The organism is Geodermatophilus pulveris, from assembly GCF_900188375.1.
GTDB classification, from domain to species: domain Bacteria; phylum Actinomycetota; class Actinomycetes; order Mycobacteriales; family Geodermatophilaceae; genus Geodermatophilus; species Geodermatophilus pulveris.
The window spans coordinates 79,334-97,333 of record NZ_FZOO01000003.1 but is presented as its reverse complement, the minus strand read 5'-3'; the positions used below and the strand labels follow the sequence as shown (position 1 = coordinate 97,333).

Genomic DNA, 18,000 nt, shown 5'->3' with positions numbered 1-18,000 from the left:
GGCCCGGGTGTCGCCCCCCGTCTCGGTGGAGGCGGCGAGGTCGGCCGGGTACGGGCGGTCGGTGAGGAGGTCGTCGGAGGTCGTCTCGGTGAAGACGTCGGCGGCGCGCCCGTGGGCGCGGGCGACGACCTCGGTGCGGATGCACGCGGCGGTGTGCGCCGGGCCGACGTCGACCAGCGGCGGCTCGGCGGCGTCGCACTCGGCGACGTGCAGCGGGCAGCGCGGCCCGAACGGGCAGCCGGGCGGCAGGTTCACCAGCGACGGCGGCGAGCCGAGGATGGGCGTCAGCCGCTCCCGGGTGGAGCTGTCCAGCCGCGGCAGGGACCCCAGCAGCCCGAGCGTGTAGGGCATCCGCGGCTCGTAGTAGATGTCCTCGACGCCGCCCACCTCGACCGGCCGCCCGGCGTACATGACCAGGACCCGGTCGGCCATGCCGGCCACCACGCCGAGGTCGTGGGTGATCAGCACCATGGCCGCCCCGGTCTCCTGGAGCGCGGTCTGCAGCACCTCGAGGATCTGCGCCTGCACGGTGACGTCCAGGGCCGTCGTGGGCTCGTCGGCGATGATCACGTCGGGCTGGTTGGCCATCGCGATCGCGATGACGACGCGCTGGCGCATGCCGCCGGAGAACTCGTGCGGGTAGGACCGCAGCCGGTCCTCGGCCTGCGGGATGCCGACCAGGGCGAGCAGCTCGGCGGCCCGGGAGGAGGCGGCCTTGGACGACAGGTCCCGGTCGTGGATGCGCAGCGTCTCCTCGATCTGCTCCCCGACGCGGTAGACCGGGTCGAGGGAGGTCATCGGGTCCTGGAAGACCATCGAGATGCCCTTGCCGCGGATGCGGGACATCTCGCGGTCCCGCTGGTCGAGCAGCTCGTGGCCGCGGTAGCGCACCGACCCGGTGATCCGCGCCGACTCCGGCAGCAGGCCCATGATGGCCAGGCTGGTCACCGACTTGCCCGACCCGGACTCACCGACGATGCCGAGGACCTCGCCGGCCTCCAGCGAGTAGTCGACGCCCCGGACGGCGTGCACCAGGCCGTCCTCGGTCGGGAACCGCACGTTGAGGTCGCTCACGGTCAGCAGCGGGGCCGCCGGGTCGAACCCCGCGAGCCCGGCGGCGGCGCTCTCCCGCGACGAGAGGACCTCGACCGGGCCGCCCGCCCCCGCGGCCGACGCGCCGGACCCCTGGGTCCCGGTGGTGGACATGACGCTCCTGTCAGGACCGCACGCGGCGGTTGCTCGGGTCGAACGCGTCCCGGATCCCGTCGCCGATCAGGTTGATCGACAGCACGATGACCAGGAGCGTGATGCCGGGGAAGTAGAACAGCCAGGGCCGGGTGACCGCGGCCTGCACGCCGTCGGAGACCAGCCGGCCCAGCGAGGTCTGGTTGGCCCCGTTCACCCCGAAGCCGAGGTAGGTCAGGGACGCCTCCAGGATGATCGCCACCGCCGCGGCCAGCGTCGTCCAGACGATGATCGAGCCCAGGGCGTTCGGGATCAGGTGCTTGAAGATGATCCGCTGGTTGGACGCGCCGAGTGCGTGCGCGGCCTCCACGTACTCCTTCTCGCGCAGCGAGAGGAACTGGCCGCGCACGATGCGGGAGAGGTCCAGCCAGCCGAACAGGCCCAGGATGATGCCCACCCCCAGCGGGGTGCGGGCCTCGGGGAAGTTGCTGGCGACCACGATGAGGACGACCAGCAGCGGCACGGTGAGGATGAGGTCGACGACCCGCATCAGCGTGCTGTCGATCCACCGGCCGAAGTAGCCGGCCAGCGAGCCGACCAGCAGGCCGAGCGGCAGGGCGATGACCACGAACAGCAGCACGATGAACAGCGAGCGCTGGACGCCCTGCATGATCCCGGCCAGCAGGTCGCGGCCGATCGCGTCACTGCCCAGGGGGTAGCCGGCGGTGCCCGGCGGCACCGACTGGGCGGCGGCGTTCAGCTCGTCGTAGCCGGTGCCGTAGACCAGCGGGCCGAGGAAGCCGAAGGCCAGCATGGCCAGCAGGATGACCAGCCCGGTCATGCCCAGCTTGTGCCGCACGAAGCGCCGCGCGATCTGCTGGCGCTGGCTGCGGGCCTGCACGCCGAACTCGTCGACCTCCGCGCCGGCCGGGGTGCCCGGCGTCGCCGGCACCACCGGAGTGGGGTCGGTGCGCTGGGGGTTGGTGGTTGCCATGTCCGGGTTCTCCTCTCTCGGGACCGGCGCCGGTCAGCCGAGCCGGATCCGCGGGTCGAGGACCGCGTAGAGGATGTCGGCGACCAGGTTCAGCAGGACCACGAAGAACGCGCTCACCAGCAGCCAGCCGAGCACGACGTTGATGTCGTTGTTGCTGATGCCGTCCTCGAGCAGGTAGCGGCCCATGCCGTTCCAGACGAAGACCTGCTCGGTGATGATCGCGCCGCCGAAGAGGGTGCCCACGTACAGCGCGACGACGGTGGTCAGCGGGATGAGCGCGTTGCGCAGGCCGTGCTTGAGCACCGCCCGGCGGTGGGTCAGCCCCTTGGCCCGGGCCAGGCGCATGTAGTCCGACCCGAGCACGTCGAGCATCGCCGCCCGCTGGAACCGGCTCCAGGAGGCGAAGGCCAGCAGCGCCAGGCTCAGCGTGGGCAGCACCAGGTGGCCCAGCCGGTCCAGCCAGATCTCGCTGGAGGTCGCGTACAGCTCCAGGCCGGGGGTCTGCTCGCCGATGGTGTAGAGCACCTGCTGCCCGAACAGGTCGTTGACGCCGCCGGCCACGAACTCCTTGAGCAGCGCGGCGAACCAGAACGTCGGCAGCGCGATGAGCAGGTAGACGACGAAGGTCAGCACGTAGTCCGACGCCTTGTACTGGCGGACGGCGCCGATGACGCCGACCACGACGGCCAGCAGGATCGCGATCACCATGGCCAGCACGATCATCCGGCCGGTCACCAGCATGCGGCCGAAGAGCTGGTCGGCGACCGGGGTGCCGTTGATGGTCTGCCCGAAGTCGCCGGTGACCACGCCGGTCAGCCAGTTCCAGTACCGGACGAAGAAGTTGTCGTTGAGGCCGAGCTCCTCGCGCAGGTTGGCGAAGAAGGTCTCCGGCGGCCGCGGCTGCAACGTGTAGTACCGCGCCAGCGGGTCGAACGACGCGGCGCACAGCGCGAAGACGAGGAACGAGCTGGCCAGCAGCACGAAGACGGATCCGACGAGCCGTCTGATCGTGAAGTACAGCATGGTGCACCTTACGCCGGGGAGCGGAGCCACTCCGGTCGGAGAGCTGGCACTCGGACGGTCAGCGGCCCTCGCCCGGCCACGGCACGGTGGTGCCGCGGACGGGCCGGTGTGCCTCCTCGGCCCCGGTGTGCGCGGCCGACGGTGGACGGTACGACTGCGGCCCCCGGGGCGGGGCACCGGGGGCCGCAGTCCTCGCAGGTGTGCCGGGCAGGGCCGGCGCCGGGGCCCCTGTCGCCAGGGGCCCCGGCCTCAGCTCACTGGGCCGCCGTCCAGGTCTCCGAGTTCCACAGCGGACCGGCCTGCGTGGAGTTGTCCTCCACGCCCTCGATCGCGCTCTGGTACGCGATGAAGGTCGGCTTCTGGTACAGCGGCACCGTGGCGACCTGCTCCCACAGCGCGGCGTCGATCTGGTTGCCCAGCTCGGTCTGCGCGTCCGGGTCCGGCTGCGAGACGAACTGCTGGAACAGGGCGTCGATCTCCGGGGTGCCCTGCCGGGAGTAGTTCTGCTGGACGTTGTCGCCCTGCGGCGTGGAGTAGATCGACTGGGTCGGCGACCGCAGCGGCGCACCCACCCAGGCGAACAGGGCCGCCTGGAACCCACCGGCCTCCAGCGAGGTCGGCTTGTCCGCGCCGGCGAAGATGTCCGGGTTGGCGTTGAACGTGGCGTTGATCCCCGCCTCACGCAGCTGGGGGATCATGACCTCGATCGTCTGCTGCCGCAGCGGGTTGTTGGCCGTGGTGTCGATCTGGATGTTCAGCGGCCCGCGCTGCGGGTGGGTGTAGATGCCGTCGGGGCCGGCGGTGTAGCCCGACTGCTCCAGCAGCTGCCGCGCCATGTCGGTGTTCTGCTGCTTGTACTCCTCGGGCGCGGTGTCCTGGTACTGCGGCTGGTTGTTGAAGTAGATGCGGTTCTGCAGCACCTCGGCCTCGCTGGAGAACTGGCCGACCGTCTGCGCCACGATCTCCTCGCGGTCCAGCGCCATGGTGAACGCGCGCCGCACGTTGATGTCGCCGAGGTGCGGGTCGAGGGTGTTGAAGTCGAGGTGCTCGAACGACAGCCCGAAGGTGATGTCGCTCTCGACGGTGGGCGCCAGGCCCTCGACCTGGTCGACCAGGTCCAGCTGCGGCTGCGGGTAGATGACCCCGAGCTCACCGCTCTGCAGGCCCTGCACCGCCGTCGTCGGGTCGTTGCCGATGTTCTGGACGATCAGCTGGTCCAGGTTCGGCCCCTCGCCCCACCACTCCGGGTTGGGGGTGAGGACGACGGTCTGCGCCCCGGCGTCGATGTTGTCGGCCAGCAGCTGCCATGGCCCGCCGGAGATGTCGCCGACGATGCCCTCGCCGATCGGCCAGCCGGCCGTCAGCGTGTCGCACAGCGCCACCGGGTCCGGGTTGTCCATCAGGTGGGCCGGCAGGAGGCCGCCGCCGAAGTTGCCGCTGAAGAGGCCCTGCCAGTCGGAGTAGGGCGTCTCGTAGGTGACGGTGACGGTCTTGTTGTTCTCGCCGCTGCCCTCGACCGAGGCGATCTGCTCGTAGCCGTTGGTCGACAGCACCGAGGCGCAGCCGCCGTCGGCGGGGTCGCCGCTGCGGCTGGAGCGCCAGGTGAACTCGAAGTCGTCGGCGGTGATGGGGGTGCCGTCGCTCCAGACCGCCTCGTCCCGGATCACGTAGGTGTTGACCTGCGTGCCGCCGTCGGTCGACAGCGTCGGCTCCTCGGCCAGCAGGTTCTCGTCGTACACGACGCTGAAGTCCGGCAGGATGACGTGCGTCCCCGGGAGGATCCCCCGCAGGATGTTCGCCGTCGAGACGGCGTTGCCCGCGGCGATGTTCGGGAACAGGTTCTCCGGGAAGTCGGTGGACTCGCCGTAGACGACCCGGCCGCCCTGGGCGGCCTCGCCGCCCTCGCCCCCTCCGCCACCGCCGCCGCCGCCGCACGCGGACAGCGCCAGTGCGCCGACCATGCCGGACGCGACGAGTGCGCTCCCGCGCTTGCTGGATCTCACCTGCAGTGCCTCCCTAGTCCCCCACAGCGCTACCAGATGGACGAGGGGCGTCAGAGCCCGGCTCGTGTCGCCCGGTGACTGCCTGGTACGAGCCTCGATGATCCGGCGGGCAGGTCCCGACCGGTACGACAGGCGACCCTAGGCAGGCGGGGAGGGACCGTCCACGCCCGTCACCAACTTGTGACCTCGGCTCACGATCTCGCCCCGACCGGCCCGCGGGCACCCCGCCGCGGCCCCCCGGGGAGCCCCGGTCGGAGCCGCCGCCCGGCGTGCTGGCGGCCCTCACCGCCCGCCTCCCGGGGCCGCGCTGGCAGCATCGCGGGGGTGTGCGCCGCACCCGTCCGGGCCCACCGTCGTGCGGCGGCCCAGCTGTCACTCGGCCTGGCGGTCCTGGTCACCACCGGGGTCGCGGTGCTCGCGGTGCTCGGCGTCCAGCTGGCGGCGGCCCGCGCCCCGCTGGTCGCGGCCACCGAGCCGGCGACGGCCACGGTCGGGGACGTCCGCCCCGGCGGACGGGAGGTCGAGGTCGCCTTCCGCGACGCGCGGGACCGGCCGCGGGAGGGCCTGCTCGTGCTGCCCGACCCGGTGGCCGTCCCGGCCGGCACCCGGGTCGGCGTCCGCTACGACCCCGGCGCCGACCCGGGCGACCGGGTGCTCGTCCACGCCGACGGCGACGCCGCCGCCGACGCCGTGCAGGACGTCGTCTTCGGCGTCGTCGTCGTGGCCGCCGTGCTCGTCACCGGCGTCGCCCTCACGGCCGGGCGGGTGCTCGCGGTGCGCCGGCTCCGGCGCCGGCCGGAGACCGCCCTCCCGGCGACCCGGCTGCTGGTGCGGCGGGGGCTGCTGCTGCGGAGCTGGCTGGAGCTGGACACCGCCCGGGGCCCGCGCTGGGTCCCCGTGCACTGGTCACCCGAGGTCGCCCGGCTCGTCCCGGGCGGCACTGTCGGGGTCCGCGGCGACCCCGCCCGGGACCGGTCCGTGCTGCCGGTGGTCGGCGGCGCCGAGGTGTGGGCCTCCGGACGCGTGCGGGCCGCGCCCCCGCGGGGCGACCAGCGGACCCCGCGCCCGGACCCCGGCGCCGCGCCGATCGGGCTGGCCCGCCAGGTCCGCCTGGACGCCGTCCTGGCGTTCGCGGCGCCGGCCCTGGGGCTGCTGTGGGCCTACGCCGACGGCAGCGGGGTGGCCGGGTTCCTGCTGGCCACCGCCTTCTCGGCGGGGGTGCTGTTCTGGCTCGCCCAGCTGCTGGGCTCCGACCCCGAGCACCCCGCGCGCGACTGACGCCCGGGTCCGGTGCCCGCCCTCACGCGTCCTCGCGGAGGACGGCGGCCGGGTGCGCACGGTCCGCGGCCGCCCGGGCGTACAGCGCCGCCAGCCCGGCGACGAGCAGCGCCGCCCCCGCGGTCGCCGCGGCGGCCGCCCAGGGCACCTCGAGCAGCGGGGTGGGCGCGCGCAGCAGGTCCACGTCCAGGCGCCGGTAGACGACGGCGACGGCGGCGGCGGCCAGCAGGGCGCCGAGCGCCGTCCCGGCGGCGGCGACACCGACCAGCTCGGCCACCAGCGAGCGCAGGTGGGTGCCCCGGGACAGCCCCATCCGCCGCGCCATGACGTGGCCGACCACGCCCAGGCGGGTGCGCCCCTCGACGTGCAGCAGCAGCCCGCCCGCGGCGACCACCCCGACGAGGACGGCCAGGGCCGACAGGTAGCCGAAGGTCCAGGTGACCCCCAGGAAGTCGGCGGTGGTGAGGACGTCGGCCGGCTCCACCGTGCGGCTGAGCCGGCCGCCGGCGGCGGTGAGCGCCTCGACGGCCGGGCCGGCCGGACCGTCGGTCCACAGCTCGGACTGCCGGTCGGCGCCCGCGCCGGCCGGGACCTCCGGCAGCCGGTCGGCGGCGACGAGCACCACCGGGTCCACCGTGCGGCGGCCGGGGAGGACCCGCGCGGTGGCGACCACCTCCGCCGGCACCGGCCGGCTGCCCAGGCGCAGGTCGGCCGGCCCCGGCGGGAGCCCGGTCGCGACGACCGGCAGCCGGCCGTCGGTCGCCGGTCCGGCCAGTGCGGACACGAGGTCCCCGAGCGGCGCGTCGGCGAAGCCGTCGTCCCAGAACGCGGTGCCGGCGAAGGTGCCGGTGTCGACGGCCAGGACCTGGACGTCGGTGCGGGCCCCCGGAGCCCCGGCGGGCGCCGCGACGCTGCCGTCGTACCGGTCCAGCACCGTGCCGACCGCGTCGGTGCCGGCGTCCGGCACGACCTGGCGGATCGAGACCAGCGCCCGGCCGGCACCGACCTGCACACCGACCTTCGCCTCCAGCGTGGCCTGCGAGCCGGCGGTGAGCGTGGCGGTGTAGCCCAGGACGGCCACCGGGAGGGCGACGGCCACCAGCAGGGTGCCGGCGGCCAGCGGTGCCGCGGCCAGCCGGTGGACCGCCAGGTACCCCGCGGGCCGGCGGCCAGCGGCCCACCGGCGCAGCGCGGGCAGCGCCCGGGTGGCCAGCCGGGCGGCGAGGACGGCGGCACCGGCGACGGCGAGCAGCGGGAAGGCCACCAGCAGGCCGTTGACCTGCGCGACCCCGGCGTCGACCACGACGGGGTCCCGGGTCCGCAGCAGCAGCCAGCAGCCGGCGGCGGCGAGCAGCAGCGCCAGCTCCCACGGGGCGGCGGCCGCCCGGCGCGGCCGCGCGCCGGCCGTCCCCCGCTCGGCGCCGGCCCGGACGCGCAGCCCGGCGACCAGCGCGGCGGTGAGCAGGCCGGCGGCGAGGGCCCCCACGCCGGCGGCCCCGGCGAGCCGCACGGCGGCGGGGTCCAGGTCGTCGGCCGGGCCGAGCCCGGCGACCAGCAGCCGCGCGGCCGCCCCGCCCGCGCCCGCGCCGAGCAGCGCGGGCAGGGCCAGCTCCAGGGCCGCCTTGCCGGCGAGCGGGCCCGGCCCGACGCCGCGCGCGGCCAGCAGCCGCACCTCGGCCGCCCGGCGGTCGGCCCAGAAGCTCCCCGCGGCGGCCACCAGCGCCAGCGCCAGCAGCCCGCCGGCGACGGCGACCGCGACGACCGGCCCGCGCAGGCCCGCCTCGATCGTCCCGGCCCGCGCGACGGCGTCGTCGAGCCGGTCGTTCCACCCGGACCAGGACAGGCCGACGCCGTCCGGGAGCCGCACCGCCGCCGCGGCCGCCCGCTGCTGGTCCACCAGTTCGCGGGCCTCGCCGGCGGACAGGTCCGCCGCCGCGGCGGGCACCGACTCGGCCACGGTGACGAACCCGGCGCCCCGGGCCAGGACGCGGGCGGTCTGCTCGTCGGAGGCCAGGAGCAGCGCCGGCGGAGGGGTGTTCGCCGACCCCGGGTTGAGGTAGAGGCTGCGGTGGTCGCACCAGTACGGGCCGGCGTCGGTGTCGAAGAGGTCGGTGTAGACGCCGGCCACCGCGACCGGCACCCCCGCCACGGTGACCCGGTCCCCCACCGCCGCCCCGGCCGCCTCCGCGTAGGACGCGGGCAGCCAGACCCCGGCCGCCGTCGAGCCGTCGACGACCTGCACGTGCCGGGTGACGCCGGCCTGCCACAGCAGGGTGGCCGGCTGGGTCAGCGGCACGCCGGCCGGGTCCCGGACCAGCACGCCGGCCTGCGCGTTGCCGCCGGACCCGACCGAGGACGTGATCAGCAGCGCCCGCCGGCTGTCCCGGCCGAGCCGCTCCCAGGTGCTGCGCTGGGCGTCGACGGCGGCGGCGACGGTCCCCGGCGCCGTCCCCGCGGGGAGCCGGACGGTCACGGCCGTCCGCTGCCAGCCGGCCTCGGCGCACTGCGGCGCGAGCTGGGCCTGCAGGGCGGCCGAGCGGGCGGAGGAGAGGAACAGCGGCGCGGAGGCCAGCGCGCAGGCCAGGACCGCCACCGTCACCACCCCCGCGAGGACGGCGGCGGGTGCGGACAGGGCCAGCCGCGGCGCGCGCGACCACGGCGCCAGCCGCCAGAGCGGGCCCGGGCTCACGGCGACGTCCGCGGGCCGAGCCGGCCGTCGCGCATGGCCAGCACCCGGTCCGCGCGGTCGAGCGCCTGCTCGTCGTGGGTGGCCAGCAGCACCGCCGTCCCGGCCCGGGCCGCCGCGACCAGCGCGTCGAGCAGCCGGTCGGCGTGCCCGCGGTCCTGGTGGGCGGTCGGCTCGTCGGCCAGGAGCACCGCCGGGTGCAGCAGCAGCGCCCGGGCGACGGCGGCCCGCTGCTGCTCGCCGAGCGAGGTCTCGTGCGGGTAGCGGCCGGCCAGGTGGCCGATGCCGACCCCGGCCATCAGGTCCCCTGCCCGCGGGCCGGCCGCCGCGGCGTCCCCGCGCAGCCGGGCCGGCAGCAGCACGTTGTCGGCCAGCGGCAGGTCGGCGACCAGGCCCAGCGCCTGGGGCACCAGGGCCAGCTCGGACCAGCCGAGTGTCTCCGGCCGCCGGCCGGCCAACGGCCCGGTGTAGGACAGCACGCCGGAGTCGGGGCTCTCCCAGCCGCACAGCAGCGCGAGCAGGGTGCTCTTGCCCGACCCCGACGGCCCGACCAGGGCGACGACCTCGCCCCCGGCGACGGCGAGGTCGACACCGGCCAGTGCCGTCACCGGCCGGGCTCCGCGGGCGTAGGTCTTGACCAGGGAGTCGGCGACGACGCCGGCGCCGGTCACGGCAGCACCCGGCCGTGGTCGAGCCGCACGACGCCGTCGGCGACGGCCAGGACCCGGGGGTCGTGCGAGGACAGCACGAAGGCGACGCCGGAGCGGGCCAGCCCGGCCACCGCGGCGAGCACCCGCTCCGCCGCGCGGGTGTCCAGCTCCGCGGTGGGCTCGTCGGCCACCACGAACTCCGGGCCCCCGACGACGCCGCAGGCCACGGCCAGCCGCTGCTGCTCCCCGCCGGACAGCTGGGCCGGCCGGTGCTCGGCGCGGCCGGCGAGGTCCAGCCGGTCGAGCAGCCGGTGCACCTCGCCGTCGGCCACCGGGACCCCGCGCAGCCGGGCGGCCAGCCGCACCTGCTCGGCGGCCCCGAGGTAGGGCAGCAGGTTCTCCCCCGGCCGCTGGAAGAGGTAGGCCACCTGCCGCCGCCGCACCCGCCGCCGGGCCCGTGGCCGCAGCGCGTCCACCCGCTGCCCGGCCACCCACACCTGCCCGGTGTCCGGCCGGTCGACGCAGGCCAGCAGCCGCAGCAGCGTGCTCTTGCCGGACCCGGACGGCCCGGTCACCACCGTCACCCGCGCCCGCGGGACGGCGAGGGTGACCCGGTCGAGGGCGGTCACCGCCCCGGTCGCCGTCCGGTGGGTCTTGACCACGTCCCGCACCGCCGCCGCGGCCTCCCCGCGCGTCGGGGCCGGCCCGCCGGACACCCGATCGCCTCCCCCGCTCCGGTCCGCGCGTCGCCGCGCAGCCGGCAGCCTAGCCAGGCGCGGACCGGCCGGTACCCGTTCCGGGGTGTCGGCGGGGCCGGACCGGGGTACCCCGTCCGGTCCAACGAGAGGAGTCGGCATGAGCGGCATCGACAAGGCGAAGAACAAGGCGCAGGAGCTGTCCGGCAAGGGCAAGGAGTCCGTCGGCGAGGCGACCGGTGACCGCGACCTGCAGGCCGAGGGCCAGGCCGACCAGGCGTCGGGCAACCTCAAGCAGGCCGGCGAGAAGGTCAAGGACGTCTTCAAGTGACGGACCCCGCCACCCCCCACCCCACGCACGCTCGGGGCGGGGCCCTCTAGGGAGCCGTTCCAGCACGTCACGGCGGGCGCCGCCCCCGGGACGGCGCCCGCCGTCGTCCCGGCCCCGGCTCAGCGGTCGGCCAGCAGCGCGCGGACGGCCGGCAGCAGCGGCCGGTCGGCCGGGATCCAGTCCAGCGAGTCCAGCTCGCCGGCGGCCACCCAGCGCAGCTCGCTGTGCTCGTGCGCGGTGACCGCGGCGGTGGTGTCCACCTCGGCCCACCAGACCCGCAGCGTGGACTCCCCGGCGGCCCCGCCGGCGACGACGCCGTCCAGCACCACCTCGCCGACGAACCCCCGCGGGACGACGACCACGCCGAGCTCCTCGCGGATCTCCCGGACCAGCGCGGCGAGCTCCGTCTCCCCCGGCTCCACCTTGCCGCCGGGGAACTCCCAGCGGCCGTCGTAGGGCCCGCCCGACCGCCGGGCGACGAGCACGCGGTCGCCGTCCACCAGCGCCACGCCGACCACCTGGACGACGTCGAGCGCCCGGCGGGCCGCCGCGGCGGCGTAGCCGTCCAGGTGGGCGGCCATCTCCCGCCGCAGGCGCCGGCGCAGCACCGCGTCGGCCAGCCGGCCCAGCGGCCCGGCCGTCACCCAGGCGACCTCCTCCTCGACCAGCGTGCCGGCGCGGGTGGCGGTGTAGCGGCGGGTGTGGGTGACCCGGCGCCGGCCGTGGCCGGGCCCGGCGTACACGTCCCGCACCGGGCGGACCGACTCGACCTCCTCCAGGGGACCGGGCCACGGGCGGCGGAGGGCGCGGGCGACGTCGAACGCCACGGTCAGGGGCGCCGCCACCAGGGTGGTGAAACTCAGCCGGGGCACCGTGCCAGCCTGCCGGACAGGGCACCATGGCCCTCGTGCGCATCACCGCCCGGGTCGACTACGCCGTCCGGGCCGCCGTCGAGCTGGCCGCGGCGGCACCCGGTGCCCTGACCTGCGACCGCATCGCCGCCGCGCAGGGCATCCCCTCGCGCTTCCTGCAGTCGATCCTGGGCGACCTGCAGCACGCCCGGCTGGTCACCAGCCAGCGCGGCCGGGAGGGCGGCTACCGGCTGGCCCTGCCGCCGTCGGAGGTGTCCGTCGCCCGGGTCATGCGGGTGGAGCAGGGTTTCCTCGCCGAGGTGCACGGTCAGCGCCCGGAGGACGTCGAGTACTCGGGCACCGCCGTCCCGCTCGCCTCGGTGTGGGTGGCCGCCCGGGAGGCCTACCGCCGGGTGCTCGAGGAGGTCACCCTCGCCGACGTCGTGGCCGGCCGGCTGCCGGGGCCGGTGGCCGAGCTGGCCGCCCTCGAGCAGGCGTGGCGGTCCTTCGGCGACGCGCCCGCCGACGGTTGACCGCCCTCACCCGGCCGCGGCGGCGCGCTCGGCGGCGTCCATCCGCTCGTCGGTGACCACCGGCATGGCCAGCAGCAGCGCGAGACTCAGCACGGCCATGGTGGCGAACACGGTGGGCAGCCCGGACACGTCGGCCAGCAGGCCGCCGGCCGCGGCACCGAGGGGCATGCTGCCCCAGGCGAGCAGGCGGTAGCCGCTGTTGACCCGGCCGAGCAGCCGGTCGGGGGTGATCCCCTGGCGCAGGGACACCGTGACCACGTTCCACACGACGATGAGCGCGCCGCCGAGGAGGAAGGCCGCGCCGACGAGCCGGGCGTCGGTGGTGACCGCGGGGGTGCCCAGCAGCGCCGCGTTGCCGACCAGGGTGAGCGCCAGCGAGCGGGCCCGTCCCAGCACGCGCACCAGCCCCGCGGCGACGAACGAGCCGAGCAGGCTGCCGACGGCCAGGGTGGTCAGCAGCAGCCCGTAGGCCTGCTCGGACAGCCCCATGGGCGAGCCGGGGCCGACGGCGTGCAGCACGAAGACGGCGAAGACGGCGCTCGAGGCGAAGTTGGACACCCCCACCATCACCGCCAGCGTGCGCAGCAGCCGGTGCCGGCCCAGGAAGCGCAGTCCCTCGGCGACGTCGGCGCGCACGCTCGTGGTGCCCTCCCGCGCCACCCGGAAGCGGCCGCGCACCAGCAGCAGGACGCCGAGCGCGGCCAGCCACAGTCCCGCCGGGGTGGCGAAGGCGAGCGTCGCGCCCGACGCCACGAGGACGCCGCCCAGCGGCGGGCCGACGAACTGGTTGGCGGTGAGCTCGACCGCGTACAGCCGCCCGTTGGCCCGGGTCAGCTGCTCCCGCGGCGCGAGCGCCGGGAGGATCGACTGGGCCGAGGTGTCGTAGACGGTCTCGGCCGCGCCCAGGCAGAACGCCACCACGTACAGCGCCCAGACCGAGCCGAGGTCCAGGGCCAGGACGGCGACGAGCCCGGCGAGCAGGAGCACGCGGGCGACGTGGGCACCGAGCATGAGGCGGCGGCGGTCCAGCCGGTCGGCCAGCGCGCCGACCGGCAGGGCGAACAGCAGCCACGGCAGCGTCAGGGCCAGGGTCACGCCCGCCACGAGGGCCGGTGAGCGGGTGAAGCCGAGGGCCACGAGCGGCAGGGCCACCTTGAGCACCCCGTCGGCCAGGTTGGACAGCCCGGAGGACGTCCACAGCCGCCAGTACGCCGCCCCCAGGGGTGCCCGAGGGGCGACCCGCGCCGCGGCCGGTGCCGCCCCGTCGTCTGTCACGGACCCACCGTGCCGCATCGATGGGGAGATCTCCATCGATGTGAGCGGAGTCCATCCGGCTACCCTGCCGGCGTGGAGGCGACGTCGTCGGCCGGCGGCCGCGCCCCCCGGCAGCGCCGGCAGGCGACCGCCCGGGAGGCCCGGGCCCTGGCCCACCCGCTGCGGCTGCGGGTCCTGCGCCTGTGCGCGCACGAGGAGCTGACCAACAAGCAGCTGGCCGACCGGCTCGACCGCGACCCGGGGACGGTGCTCCACCACGTCCGCCAGCTGGTGGACGCCGGGTTCCTCGAGCCGGTGCCGGTGCGCACCGGCACCAGCGGAGCCCTCGAGAAGCCCTACCGGTCGACCGGGCTGTCCTGGTGGCTGAGCACACCGCTGGACGCCGCGGAGGCCGACGAGCGGCTGGCACCGATCGAGGCCTTCCAGGAGGAGCTGCGCGAGGCCGGCCCCGGGTCGGTGCGCACCTTCGCCCGGTTCATCCTGCACCTGTCGGCCGAGGACGCCGACGAGCTGGACCGCCGCATCGTCGCCGTCCTCGACGAGTACGTGCAGACCGACCGGGAGCGCCTGGACCGGCCCGCGCACGGCGGCATCGTCGTGCTGCACCGGCTGGCCGACTGAGGGGTACCCGGCGCTGCCGCGCGTGGTGCGCCCCCTCGGTCGGCCGGCGACGACGCCGGGTGGGCGAGACTGACGGCATGCCAGCTGCGCGGCGCGAGGGCGTCACCGTGTTCCTCACCGGCCTGTCCGGGGCGGGCAAGTCGACCATCGCCGACGCACTGGTCGCCGAGCTGGAGGCCGGGGGCCGGCCGGTGACGGTCCTGGACGGCGACGTCGTGCGCACCCACCTGTCCAGCGAGCTGTCCTTCTCCCGCGCCGACCGAGACCTCAACATCCGCCGGATCGGCTTCGTCGCCGGCGAGGTGGTCCGGCACGGCGGCACGGTCGTCGTCGCCGCGATCGCCCCGTACGAGTCCGCCCGGGAGGAGGCCCGCGCCCTCGTCGAGCGGCACGGCCGGTTCGTGCTGGTGCACCTGTCCACGCCGCTGGAGGTGTGCGAGGGCCGCGACGTCAAGGGCCTCTACGCCCGCGCCCGCGCCGGGCAGCTCACCGGGTTCACCGGCGTCGACGACCCCTACGAGCCGCCGGTCCGGGCCGAGCTGGTGATCGACACCTCGACCACCCCGCTGGCGGAGTCCGTGGCCCGCATCCGCGCCGCGGTCGACGGGCGGCCCGCCCCGGTCGGCTGAGCTCGTCCGCCCGCCACCGGCGGTGTGGGACCATGGCCGGGTGACCGTCCGCGCCCTGCTCCTCGTCGCGCGTCGTCACATCGACCTGGCGCGCGTCAGCAGCGCCGTCTGTCGCCCCGCGCGCTGACACCCCCGGTCCCCGCAGCACGTGCTGCGCTCCCCGAACCGACAGCGCCTCCCCGTGCCCGGCGTGCGGGCGCGGCGGCGCAGTGAGGACACCACCGTGACGAGCTCCCCCGAGACGCGGCCGACTCGCACGGGCCCCCGGCCCCCGCGCCGCGAGGCCGCCCAGCGCGGCCAGGGCCAGTGGGCGCTCGGCTACCGCGAGCCGCTCAACCCCAACGAGCGGATGAAGAAGGACGCCGACGGGCTGACCGTCCGCCAGCGGATCCTGGACACCTACCAGCACACCGGCTTCGACGGCATCGACCCCTCCGACCTGCGCGGCCGGATGCGGTGGATGGGTCTCTACACCCAGCGTGCGCAGGGCATCCCCGGCGGGAAGACGGCCGTGCTGGAACCCGAGGAGCTCGAGGACTCCTACTTCATGCTGCGCGTCCGCATCGACGGAGGGCAGCTGAGCAGCGACCAGCTGCGGGTGGTCGGCGGCATCAGCACCGAGTTCGGCCGCGACGTCGCCGACGTCACCGACCGGCAGAACGTCCAGCTGCACTGGATCCGCATCGAGGACGTCCCGGAGATCTGGCGGCGGCTGGAGTCCGTGGGCCTGTCCACGACCGAGGCCTGCGGCGACACCCCGCGCACCATGCTGAACTGCCCGCTGGCCGGGGTCCTCGAGGACGAGGTGGTCGATGCCACCGGCGTGCTGGCGCAGACGGTGGAGAAATACCTGGGCAACCCGGAGTTCAGCAACCTGCCGCGCAAGTGGAAGACCTCGATGTCCGGATGCGTGGACCACTGCACCGGGCACGAGATCAACGACGTCTCCTTCGTCGGCGTGCGCACCGCGGACGGCGAGGTCGGCTACGACCTGTGGGTCGGCGGCGGGCTGTCCACCAACCCGATGCTCGCCCAGCGGGTCGGCGTGTTCGTCCGCCCCGAGGAGGTCACCGAGGTGTGGGCCGCCTGCACCTCGGTCTTCCGCGACTACGGCTACCGCCGGCAGCGCAACCGGGCACGGTTGAAGTTCCTCGTCGCCGACTGGGGTCCCGAGCGGTTCCGCCAGGTGCTGCAGGACGAGTACCTGCACCGCGCGCTGCCCGACGGCCCGCCGCCCGCGCCGCCGCAGCACGACCAGCGCGACCACGTCGGCGTCATGCGGCAGAAGGACGGCCGCAACGCCCTGGGCTTCGCGCTGCGCACCGGCCGCACCAGCGGCACCCTGCTCGCGCGGGTCGCCGAGCTCGCCGACGAGCACGGCGCGGGGCGCATCCGCACCACCGCCCAGCAGAAGCTCGTCGTCCTCGACGTCCCGGACGAGCGGGTCGAGCCGCTGGTCACCGCCCTCGCCGAGCTGGACCTGCAGGTCCGGCCCAGCGCGTTCCGCCGCGGCACCATGGCCTGCACCGGCCTGGAGTTCTGCAAGCTGGCGATCGTGGAGACCAAGCAGCACGCGCAGGACCTCTACGCCGAGCTGGAGAAGCGGCTGCCGGACTTCGACACCCCGCTGTCGATCAACGTCAACGGCTGCCCGAACGCCTGCGCCCGCTTCCAGACCGCCGACATCGGGTTCAAGGGCTCGATGGTCCGCGACGACTCCGGGGAGATGGTCGAGGGCTTCCAGGTGCACCTGGGCGGCCACCTCGGCGTCGAGGCGGCGTTCGGCCGCAAGTTCCGCGGCCACAAGGTGACCAAGGCCGAGACCGCGGACTACTGCGAGCGGGTGCTGCGCGGCTACGTCGAGCGGCGCGAGGACGGCGAGGGCTTCGCCGCCTACGTCGCGCGCGCGGAGGAGTCGTGGCTGCTGTGACGGGGCTGCTGTGACCGAGGAGTCGCCCGGAAGAGCACGCCAGCTGCCCGTGTTCCACTGCCCGTACTGCGGGGACGAGGAGCTCACCCCGCACGGGGACGGAGGCGGGTGGCACTGCGCCGCGTGCCTGCGGACCTTCACCGTCCGGCTCACCGGGACAGGAGTGCAGCACCCATGACGACCGCGATCGCCGCGACCCCGGAGCTGGCCGCCGAGGCCGACGCCCGCTTCGCCGGCGTCGCCGACCCCGTCGAGCAGGCGCTGGCCGTGCTGCGCTGGGCCGGGGAGACCTTCGGCGACGGCTTCGCCGTCACCTCGTCGATGGCCGATGGCCTGCTGGCCCACCTGGCGAGCCGGGCCGTCCCCGGCGTGCACGTGGTCTTCCTCGACACCGGCTACCACTTCGCCGAGACGATCGGCACCCGCGACTGGGTCAGCGGGGTCATGCCGATCACCCTGGTCAACGTCCTCCCCGAGCGGACGGTGGCCCAGCAGGACGCCGAGCACGGACCCGAGCTGCACCGGCGCGACCCCGACCTGTGCTGCTCGCTGCGCAAGGTGCAGCCGCTGGCCCGGGCGCTGGCCGGCTACGTCGCGTGGGGCTCCGGCGTGCGCCGCGACGAGTCGCCCACCCGCGCCGGCACGCGGGTCGTCGACTGGGACGCCAAGCGCGGCATGGTCAAGGTCAACCCGCTGGCCGCCTGGACGCAGGAGCACGTCGACGCCTACACCGCCGAGCACCGGGTGCCGGTCAACCCGCTGCAGGAGGTCGGGTACGCCTCGATCGGCTGCGCGCCGTGCACCCGCCCGGTGGCCCCCGGCGAGGACCCGCGCGCCGGCCGGTGGGCCGGGCGAGGCAAGACGGAGTGCGGCCTGCACCTGTAGAGGACCTCGCCCCACCCCAGGACACGCTCCGCGCGCCGCGGGCCCCTGGGACGAGGCCGGGCGGCAGGATGGCCGCCGTGTCCCGCCCCGCGCCCCTGACCCCCGACGAGCTGTCCGCCGCGCTGTCCGGCCTGCCGCTGTGGTCCGGGGACGGCGGCGGCATCCGCCGCAGCATCGGGTTCCCGGGCTTCCCGGACGCCGTCGCCGCGCTCGTGCGGATCGCCTTCGTCGCCGAGCAGCTGGACCACCACCCCGACGTCGACCTGCGCTGGCGCACCCTGCACCTGACGCTGGTCACCCACTCCGCGGGCGGGGTGACCGCGCTGGACGCCGACCTCGCCCGCCGGGTCGACACGCTGTTCCCGGGCGACTCCCCGCGACGATCATGAGGCCTGGGAGGCGGCGCGCCGGTGCCGACCGGCGGGTCGCCT

General features: G+C 75.7%; 17 protein-coding genes and 1 pseudogene. 9 read left to right on the top strand and 9 right to left on the bottom strand.

Annotated elements, in window-relative coordinates:
* Nucleotides 1-198: 198 nt before the first annotated feature.
* The 4 genes and pseudogenes from CHB98_RS21020 to CHB98_RS07070 all read right to left on the bottom strand — a co-directional run.
* Nucleotides 199-1,206: pseudogene (locus tag CHB98_RS21020) on the bottom strand (ABC transporter ATP-binding protein); the annotation flags it as partial.
* A gap of 10 nt (nucleotides 1,207-1,216) precedes the next feature.
* Nucleotides 1,217-2,179, bottom strand: coding sequence for an ABC transporter permease (locus tag CHB98_RS07080; protein ID WP_089304921.1), 963 nt, complete (start codon nucleotides 2,177-2,179; stop codon nucleotides 1,217-1,219).
* 33 nt (nucleotides 2,180-2,212) lie between these two features.
* Nucleotides 2,213-3,202 carry an ABC transporter permease gene (locus CHB98_RS07075; protein ID WP_089304920.1) on the bottom strand — a complete coding sequence of 330 codons (990 nt, stop codon included), beginning with the start codon at nucleotides 3,200-3,202 and terminating at the stop codon, nucleotides 2,213-2,215.
* A 254-nt stretch (nucleotides 3,203-3,456) separates the two neighbouring features.
* Entirely contained in the window at nucleotides 3,457-5,205 is a 1,749-nt protein-coding gene (locus tag CHB98_RS07070) for an ABC transporter family substrate-binding protein (RefSeq protein ID WP_143424981.1), read from the bottom strand.
* A gap of 324 nt (nucleotides 5,206-5,529) precedes the next feature.
* Here CHB98_RS07070 and CHB98_RS07065 point away from each other — a divergent pair, with 324 nt between their 5' ends.
* Nucleotides 5,530-6,483 carry a hypothetical protein gene (locus CHB98_RS07065; RefSeq protein WP_089304918.1) on the top strand — a complete coding sequence of 318 codons (954 nt, stop codon included), beginning with the start codon at nucleotides 5,530-5,532 and terminating at the stop codon, nucleotides 6,481-6,483.
* A 22-nt stretch (nucleotides 6,484-6,505) separates the two neighbouring features.
* Here the strand turns inward: CHB98_RS07065 and CHB98_RS07060 are convergent, their stop codons facing one another.
* Genes CHB98_RS07060 through CHB98_RS07050 form a run of 3 tightly spaced genes read right to left on the bottom strand, consistent with a single transcriptional unit; the run spans nucleotide 6,506 to nucleotide 10,535 of the window.
* Nucleotides 6,506-9,172, bottom strand: coding sequence for a hypothetical protein (locus CHB98_RS07060; protein WP_089304917.1), 2,667 nt, complete (start codon nucleotides 9,170-9,172; stop codon nucleotides 6,506-6,508).
* Nucleotides 9,169-9,840, bottom strand: coding sequence for an ABC transporter ATP-binding protein (locus CHB98_RS07055; protein ID WP_218822283.1), 672 nt, complete (start codon nucleotides 9,838-9,840; stop codon nucleotides 9,169-9,171). Before CHB98_RS07055 ends, CHB98_RS07060 begins: the two co-directional genes overlap by 4 nt.
* Nucleotides 9,837-10,535: an ABC transporter ATP-binding protein gene (locus CHB98_RS07050; RefSeq protein WP_245820979.1), complete on the bottom strand. Its 699-nt coding sequence runs from the start codon at nucleotides 10,533-10,535 to the stop codon at nucleotides 9,837-9,839. The genes CHB98_RS07055 and CHB98_RS07050 overlap by 4 nt, the downstream gene beginning before the upstream one ends.
* Before the next feature lie 139 nt (nucleotides 10,536-10,674).
* Between CHB98_RS07050 and CHB98_RS07045 the strand changes: the two genes are divergently transcribed.
* Nucleotides 10,675-10,845, top strand: coding sequence for a CsbD family protein (locus CHB98_RS07045; protein WP_089304915.1), 171 nt, complete (start codon nucleotides 10,675-10,677; stop codon nucleotides 10,843-10,845).
* Nucleotides 10,846-10,964: 119 nt separating this feature from the next.
* Here the strand turns inward: CHB98_RS07045 and CHB98_RS21470 are convergent, their stop codons facing one another.
* Nucleotides 10,965-11,717 (bottom strand): (deoxy)nucleoside triphosphate pyrophosphohydrolase, encoded by a 753-nt coding sequence (locus tag CHB98_RS21470; RefSeq protein WP_179224279.1) that lies wholly within the window; start codon nucleotides 11,715-11,717, stop codon nucleotides 10,965-10,967.
* A 26-nt stretch (nucleotides 11,718-11,743) separates the two neighbouring features.
* Here CHB98_RS21470 and CHB98_RS07035 point away from each other — a divergent pair, with 26 nt between their 5' ends.
* Nucleotides 11,744-12,229 carry an RrF2 family transcriptional regulator gene (locus CHB98_RS07035; protein ID WP_425432512.1) on the top strand — a complete coding sequence of 162 codons (486 nt, stop codon included), beginning with the start codon at nucleotides 11,744-11,746 and terminating at the stop codon, nucleotides 12,227-12,229.
* 6 nt (nucleotides 12,230-12,235) lie between these two features.
* On the opposite strand, the gene CHB98_RS07030 is transcribed toward CHB98_RS07035, so the two are convergent.
* On the bottom strand, nucleotides 12,236-13,504 hold the full coding sequence (locus CHB98_RS07030) for an MFS transporter (RefSeq protein WP_218822282.1): 1,269 nt from the start codon (nucleotides 13,502-13,504) through the stop codon (nucleotides 12,236-12,238).
* Between the two features lie 72 nt (nucleotides 13,505-13,576).
* Here CHB98_RS07030 and CHB98_RS07025 point away from each other — a divergent pair, with 72 nt between their 5' ends.
* The 6 genes from CHB98_RS07025 to CHB98_RS07005 all read left to right on the top strand — a co-directional run bounded on the left by CHB98_RS07025 (nucleotide 13,577) and on the right by CHB98_RS07005 (nucleotide 17,958).
* Entirely contained in the window at nucleotides 13,577-14,125 is a 549-nt protein-coding gene (locus CHB98_RS07025; protein WP_089304913.1) for an ArsR/SmtB family transcription factor, read from the top strand.
* A 77-nt stretch (nucleotides 14,126-14,202) separates the two neighbouring features.
* Nucleotides 14,203-14,754 (top strand): adenylyl-sulfate kinase, encoded by a 552-nt coding sequence (gene cysC, locus CHB98_RS07020; protein WP_089305257.1) that lies wholly within the window; start codon nucleotides 14,203-14,205, stop codon nucleotides 14,752-14,754.
* A gap of 22 nt (nucleotides 14,755-14,776) precedes the next feature.
* Nucleotides 14,777-14,881 (top strand): putative leader peptide, encoded by a 105-nt coding sequence (locus CHB98_RS22985; RefSeq protein ID WP_425432511.1) that lies wholly within the window; start codon nucleotides 14,777-14,779, stop codon nucleotides 14,879-14,881.
* 96 nt (nucleotides 14,882-14,977) lie between these two features.
* The gene (locus tag CHB98_RS07015; RefSeq protein ID WP_089304912.1) at nucleotides 14,978-16,684 is read left to right on the top strand and encodes a nitrite/sulfite reductase; all 1,707 of its coding nucleotides are present in this window, start codon (nucleotides 14,978-14,980) and stop codon (nucleotides 16,682-16,684) included.
* Nucleotides 16,685-16,858: 174 nt separating this feature from the next.
* Nucleotides 16,859-17,569 carry a phosphoadenylyl-sulfate reductase gene (locus tag CHB98_RS07010; RefSeq protein ID WP_089304911.1) on the top strand — a complete coding sequence of 237 codons (711 nt, stop codon included), beginning with the start codon at nucleotides 16,859-16,861 and terminating at the stop codon, nucleotides 17,567-17,569.
* A gap of 68 nt (nucleotides 17,570-17,637) precedes the next feature.
* Nucleotides 17,638-17,958 (top strand): 4a-hydroxytetrahydrobiopterin dehydratase, encoded by a 321-nt coding sequence (locus CHB98_RS07005; protein ID WP_089304910.1) that lies wholly within the window; start codon nucleotides 17,638-17,640, stop codon nucleotides 17,956-17,958.
* The last annotated feature ends 42 nt before the right edge of the window (nucleotides 17,959-18,000 follow it).

Bases quoted from the DNA above. Each gene is read 5' to 3' on its own strand.
- CHB98_RS07080 (WP_089304921.1), bottom strand. From the start codon at position 2,179: ATGGCAACCACCAACCCCCAGCGCACCGACCCCACTCCGGTGGTGCCG.
- CHB98_RS07075 (WP_089304920.1), bottom strand. From the start codon at position 3,202: ATGCTGTACTTCACGATCAGACGGCTCGTCGGATCCGTCTTCGTGCTG.
- CHB98_RS07045 (WP_089304915.1), top strand. From the start codon at position 10,675: ATGAGCGGCATCGACAAGGCGAAGAACAAGGCGCAGGAGCTGTCCGGC.
- CHB98_RS07035 (WP_425432512.1), top strand. From the start codon at position 11,744: ATGGCCCTCGTGCGCATCACCGCCCGGGTCGACTACGCCGTCCGGGCC.
- cysC (WP_089305257.1), top strand. From the start codon at position 14,203: ATGCCAGCTGCGCGGCGCGAGGGCGTCACCGTGTTCCTCACCGGCCTG.
- CHB98_RS07010 (WP_089304911.1), top strand. From the start codon at position 16,859: ATGACGACCGCGATCGCCGCGACCCCGGAGCTGGCCGCCGAGGCCGAC.
- CHB98_RS07005 (WP_089304910.1), top strand. From the start codon at position 17,638: ATGGCCGCCGTGTCCCGCCCCGCGCCCCTGACCCCCGACGAGCTGTCC.